This window comes from Arthrobacter sp. P1_B9 (assembly GCF_056406495.1).
The window spans coordinates 1-6,159 of the sequence record NZ_JBFUAA010000024.1; the positions used below are offsets into that span (position 1 = coordinate 1).

Annotated in this window: 2 protein-coding genes and 2 rRNA genes; 3 read left to right on the forward strand and 1 reads right to left on the reverse strand. The window is 59.7% G+C overall.

Going from position 1 to position 6,159, the window contains the following annotated elements; translation table 11 throughout:
* Positions 1-183: 183 nt before the first annotated feature.
* Both AC1D1A_RS20820 and rrf read left to right on the forward strand, forming a co-directional pair.
* Positions 184-3,319: ribosomal RNA gene (locus tag AC1D1A_RS20820) — 23S ribosomal RNA — on the forward strand.
* 241 nt (positions 3,320-3,560) lie between these two features.
* A 5S ribosomal RNA gene (rrf, locus tag AC1D1A_RS20825) occupies positions 3,561-3,677 on the forward strand.
* Between the two features lie 277 nt (positions 3,678-3,954).
* Here rrf and AC1D1A_RS20830 read toward each other — a convergent pair.
* The gene (locus AC1D1A_RS20830; RefSeq protein ID WP_476851869.1) at positions 3,955-4,638 is read right to left on the reverse strand and encodes a DedA family protein; all 684 of its coding nucleotides are present in this window, start codon (positions 4,636-4,638) and stop codon (positions 3,955-3,957) included.
* 456 nt (positions 4,639-5,094) lie between these two features.
* Between AC1D1A_RS20830 and AC1D1A_RS20835 the strand changes: the two genes are divergently transcribed.
* Entirely contained in the window at positions 5,095-5,310 is a 216-nt protein-coding gene (locus AC1D1A_RS20835; protein ID WP_476858275.1) for a hypothetical protein, read from the forward strand.
* The last annotated feature ends 849 nt before the right edge of the window (positions 5,311-6,159 follow it).

The window sequence follows — 6,159 nt, forward strand, 5'->3', positions numbered from 1 at the left end:
GGGGGCGGGGTGTGTGTGGGGTGTGTGGTACGGGGTTGTTGTTTGAGAACTACATAGTGGACGCGAGCATCTTTTATAAGAAGCAATTTCCAAGAATATGAACCTGGATCTGTCGCTGTTGCCTTTTGGGGTGATGGTGGTGGTTTCTGTGGTTCTCTCGAAAATTACTCCTTGATCTTTTGTGGTCAAGTTTTTAAGAGCACACGGTGGATGCCTTGGCATTAGGAGCCGAAGAAGGACGTAGGAATCTGCGATAAGCCTGGGGGAGTCGATAACCGGACTGTGATCCCAGGGTGTCCGAATGGGGAAACCCCGCCAGGGGCGCGAGCTGCCTGGTGACCCGCATCTGAACACATAGGGTGCGTGGAGGGAACGCGGGGAAGTGAAACATCTCAGTACCCGCAGGAAGAGAAAACAATAGTGATTCCGTCAGTAGTGGCGAGCGAACGCGGATCAGGCTAAACCGTTCCATGTGTGATAGCCGGCGGGCGTTGCATGGTCGGGGTTGTGGGACTTCCCACTCCAGCTCTGCCGGGCTGGGAAGGTGAGAGTGCAGGCATAGGTGAACGGTCTTGAAAGGCCGGCCGTAGAGGGTGTGAGCCCCGTAACCGAAATGTTGTGCACCGCCTGGTGAAGTATCCCAAGTAGCACGGGGCCCGAGAAATCCCGTGCGAATCTGTCAGGACCACCTGATAAGCCTAAATACTCCCTAATGACCGATAGCGGACCAGTACCGTGAGGGAAAGGTGAAAAGTACCCCGGGAGGGGAGTGAAACAGTACCTGAAACCGTGTGCTTACAATCCGTCGGAGCCTCCGCGAGCGATCGTGTAGGGGTGACGGCGTGCCTTTTGAAGAATGAGCCTGCGAGTTAGTGTTACGTCGCGAGGTTAACCCGTGTGGGGAAGCCGTAGCGAAAGCGAGTCTGAATAGGGCGTTGCAGTGGCGTGATCTAGACCCGAAGCGAAGTGATCTACCCATGGCCAGGTTGAAGCGACGGTAAGACGTCGTGGAGGACCGAACCCACTTCAGTTGAAAATGGAGGGGATGAGCTGTGGGTAGGGGTGAAAGGCCAATCAAACTTCGTGATAGCTGGTTCTCCCCGAAATGCATTTAGGTGCAGCGTTGCGTGTTTCTTACCGGAGGTAGAGCTACTGGATGGCTAATGGGCCCTACAAGGTTACTGACGTCAGCCAAACTCCGAATGCCGGTAAGTGAGAGCGCAGCAGTGAGACTGTGGGGGATAAGCTTCATAGTCGAGAGGGAAACAGCCCAGACCACCAACTAAGGCCCCTAAGCGTGTGCTAAGTGGGAAAGGATGTGGAGTTGCGAAGACAACCAGGAGGTTGGCTTAGAAGCAGCCATCCTTAAAAGAGTGCGTAATAGCTCACTGGTCAAGTGATTCCGCGCCGACAATGTAGCGGGGCTCAAGTACACCGCCGAAGTTGTGGATTTCAGACATTAGCCAAGCCCTTGTGGTTCAGGCGTCTGGAGTGGTAGGGGAGCGTCGTGTGGGCAGTGAAGTCGCGGTGGAAACCAGCGGTGGAGCCTACACGAGTGAGAATGCAGGCATGAGTAGCGAAAGACGGGTGAGAAACCCGTCCGCCGGATGATCAAGGGTTCCAGGGTCAAGCTAATCTGCCCTGGGTAAGTCGGGACCTAAGGCGAGGCCGACAGGCGTAGTCGATGGACAACGGGTTGATATTCCCGTACCGGCGAAAAACCGCCCATGCTGAACAGGGGATACTAACCGCCCGAAACCTGCCCTAGCACCCTTCGGGGTGTGTGGGTTTTGGTGGAGCGCGGGACCTGATCCTGGGAGGCAAGCGTATTAACAGGTGTGACGCAGGAAGGTAGCCGAGCCGGGCGATGGTTGTCCCGGTCTAAGGATGTAGGGCGAACGGTAGGCAAATCCGCCGTTCATGATGCCTGAGATCTGACGGGACCCCCGTATGGGGGGATTCGGTGATCCTATGCTGCCRAGAAAAGCATCGACGCGAGGTTTTAGCCGCCCGTACCCCAAACCGACACAGGTGATCAGGTAGAGAATACTAAGGCGATCGAGAGAATTATGGTTAAGGAACTCGGCAAAATGCCCCCGTAACTTCGGGAGAAGGGGGGCCCCAACCTTGAACACCACTTGCTGGTGGGAGGGGATCGGGGCCGCAGAGACCAGGGGGAAGCGACTGTTTACTAAAAACACAGGTCCGTGCGAAGTCGCAAGACGATGTATACGGACTGACTCCTGCCCGGTGCTGGAAGGTTAAGAGGACCGGTTAGCCGCAAGGCGAAGCTGAGAATTTAAGCCCCAGTAAACGGCGGTGGTAACTATAACCATCCTAAGGTAGCGAAATTCCTTGTCGGGTAAGTTCCGACCTGCACGAATGGAGTAACGACTTCCCCGCTGTCTCAACCATAAACTCGGCGAAATTGCAGTACGAGTAAAGATGCTCGTTACGCGCAGCAGGACGGAAAGACCCCGAGACCTTTACTATAGTTTGGTATTGGTGTTCGGAGTGGCTTGTGTAGGATAGGTGGGAGACGTTGAAGCCCGGACGCCAGTTCGGGTGGAGTCATCGTTGAAATACCACTCTGGTCACTTTGGACATCTAACTTCGGCCCGTAATCCGGGTCAGGGACAGTGCCTGATGGGTAGTTTAACTGGGGCGGTTGCCTCCTAAAAAGTAACGGAGGCGCCCAAAGGTTCCCTCAGCCTGGTTGGCAATCAGGTGTCGAGTGTAAGTGCACAAGGGAGCTTGACTGTGAGAGAGACATCTCGAGCAGGGACGAAAGTCGGGACTAGTGATCCGGCGGTACATTGTGGAATGGCCGTCGCTCAACGGATAAAAGGTACCTCGGGGATAACAGGCTGATCTTGCCCAAGAGTCCATATCGACGGCATGGTTTGGCACCTCGATGTCGGCTCGTCGCATCCTGGGGCTGGAGTAGGTCCCAAGGGTTGGGCTGTTCGCCCATTAAAGCGGTACGCGAGCTGGGTTTAGAACGTCGTGAGACAGTTCGGTCCCTATCCGCTGCGCGCGCAGGAAATTTGAGAAGGGCTGTCCTTAGTACGAGAGGACCGGGACGGACGAACCTCTGGTGTGTCAGTTGTACTGCCAAGTGCACCGCTGATTAGCTACGTTCGGATGGGATAACCGCTGAAAGCATCTAAGCGGGAAGCTCGCTTCGAGATGAGATTTCCATACACCTTGTGTGTGAGAGGCCCCCAGCCAGACCACTGGGTTGATAGGCCGGATGTGGAAGCGAGGACTAACGACTCGTGAAGCTGACCGGTACTAATAGGCCGATAACTTACACCACACACTCTTCCCGTGAACGGATTCAAAAGACGTTCACACCAGGGAAGRGTACAAAGAAACAAGACTGCTTGCGTCCACTATGTGGTTCCCAAMCAACAAACCCGTCACCGACGGCACTGTTGCGACAGGAACAAAACCACAACAAAATAACAACACCACAGCTGCATTCGCTGCAGCGGCCATGTTGTAACCACAGATTTCCCCACCCCCGCCAACAGCGGGCACGGTGGCGGAGCAAGGGTTACGGCGGTCATAGCGTGGGGGAAACGCCCGGTCCCATCCCGAACCCGGAAGCTAAGACCCACAGCGCCGATGGTACTGCACCCGGGAGGGTGTGGGAGAGTAGGTCACCGCCGGAACACCATTAACGGTCGAGGACCCCCACCACCAGGTGGGGGTCCTCCCGCATTTAACCCCCCCTCTCAGGCAGGGCCGGGACCCCGGCCCCGGAGCCCGGGCCCACGGCCGGCTGCCCCCAAACCGGGCCGGTACACGGCCAGATGCCCCCGGGCCGGGCCGGTAATCGCCCCTGGCGCCCGATCGCCCGATGAGGGGCCCTACGACGTCATATGCTCCGCCTTGAAGGAGGCCCCGCGTTGCTGCAGGAACGTACAGGCCGGACGCGCCTGGACGGCCTCATTCGGCATCGGGCACGCCGTCCCCTGCCCCTCCCGCTGACCTGAGCTTCCGGCGTCTGCGCCGGCGCCAGACGATCACCAGGCCAAGCACGACGAAGGGGACCAGCACCCAGCCGCCGATGTCGAGAGCGTCACCGATGGCATTGGCCAGCGCCCCGGCCAAATAGGCGAGAACACTGAGGCTCGCGACCCAGGCAATGGACCCTGTGATGGTCCAGAGCAGAAAATTGGGCCACGGCATCTTGGCGGCCCCCGCGGCAATGGCGCCCCAGAGCCGGACCACTATGACCCAGCGGCCGAAGAACAAGGCTTTGCCACCGTGCCGATCGAAGAACGACTCGAGCTGGAGGATGCGATTCTCGTCGGCGTGGAAGCGCCGTGCGAGTCGAAGCATCAGCGGACGGCCTCCCACCCGCCCAAGTACGTAGCCAATAGTGCTCCCGAGCATGGCGCCCAGGCTGCCGACCGCGATAACGGCGGCAAGGTTCAGGTCTCCGTGGCGCGCCGAGGCGTAGGCTCCAAGCAGGACGGCCACGGCGGGAAGCGGTACACCGGCGCACTGGGCCAGCACAATCACGAAGACGGCGAAGTAGTACGCCCATTCGTCCGCAACCCCTGCTTCCGCGGCGAAGTAGGCCGCCCAGCCGAGCGCCACGAAGCGGAAGGCAACTAATCCGGTCATCGCTCACACCTCACTCCGCTGCTCCGCCGTGGTTCATCATGACGGTCCCCGCGCTGCCCGCGTTCTGTCTGCGGTCATAACCCCCGCGACAGCACCGGGATGGCCCTTGTCTACCCTTGCGGCCGGGGCCGCGTCAAGAGCACGCTGCGGACACTGCCCGGCCGGCGGCGGCACAGCGTTTCCGGCCGCGGCGCTAGGCTCGGCGCTCCGGCCGGATCGCCCGCAACCACCACCGCCCGCGCCGGTACGACCGCCGGACCTGCGCGTCTACTACGCCTCCTGCTTTAGGCCCTGAAGAGCTGCCCAGGTTCCCGGGACTATTGGCGACCGAAGACGCACGAAGGAAAGGCTCACACACAGGCCAAGCCCGCCCTCCCTCCTGGCGCGTACGCCCTTCAGCACCAAGACGCTTGGGTGGATGCGCTTTCCGAGCATGAAGATGGATTCCGCGCGTGGGTGAAGGCCGTTGATGACACTGCCTGGGATCGCGTCGGGTGGGAACACGTTCGCCAGGCGGCTCCGGCAGGCAATGAACACGCGTCGGTCTTGTTCGTCGTGGAAGGTGCCGCTCTTGAAAGCGGTATCCGATACAGATCACGGATCTGCGCGACGCATCGAGCCGACCGTTCCGATGCATTGCGGGCGAACTCAGGGGAGTCGATAACACCTTAGACATCGCGAACATCGACTGGGGGAGCTCTCAGTAAGCACAGACAGCAAGGGTGACTCCAGGGGGTTGCCTGACAGTTCTTGCTGCTTCGACGTCCTGGGAACAGGCTGCGGCCGAATCAATCGCTCGATCAAACCACGAGATCATGCAACTTCCGCCGCGGGTTGCAAGGTCCTTCGCTGATTCCAGGTAGCTGACGTTCGTCAGGTGTTCCCTTCAGCCATGATTTCGGCGGGGTGGCTGCTGTCGGGCCATCAACTCGTCATACGCCCCGGCAGATGGCAGACGGCAGTGCTGGCCGGAAGGCCGGCGATGATCGCGGCGGGATCCATGAGCCCGCGCAGGGTCAGGCAAGCCGTCCGACGTCCGGGAACCCGGTTGCGGTACCCCTCGAACAACACTTGGTTCGGAGTCTGGCCCAGAAGGCATCGGAAGCATCCTGCCGCGTCACGCCCCTGTGGCGGCCTGCATTCGACAACACGACGGCTGTTTGGCTGCAATTGCATGGGCCCGCCATGTGGGGGATCTGCTGGCACGGGGTTGGAGTGATGCACGGCATAGTGGCCGTGGGTGGCGGGGGAGCGTGTGATGAGGTGCGTGGCGGGTGGTTTTGGGTTGTGGTGGCGGGGTTTTTGGGTGGTGGGGTGGGTGTGGGGGGTGGAGTTGCGGTGGGGGCGTGGTGGGTGTATTGTTTTCTAAGTCGCCGCGAGGGAGACCAGCGGAAATGCTGGGAACCGGAGGCGGCCAATCCCCTAAATTTCAAGACCGGATCTGGTCGGCGTTTTGTGCGCTCCGGGTTCGGGTGGGGCGGGTTGGATGGTTTGCGGGTCGCGGAAACGCTGATTTGCAAA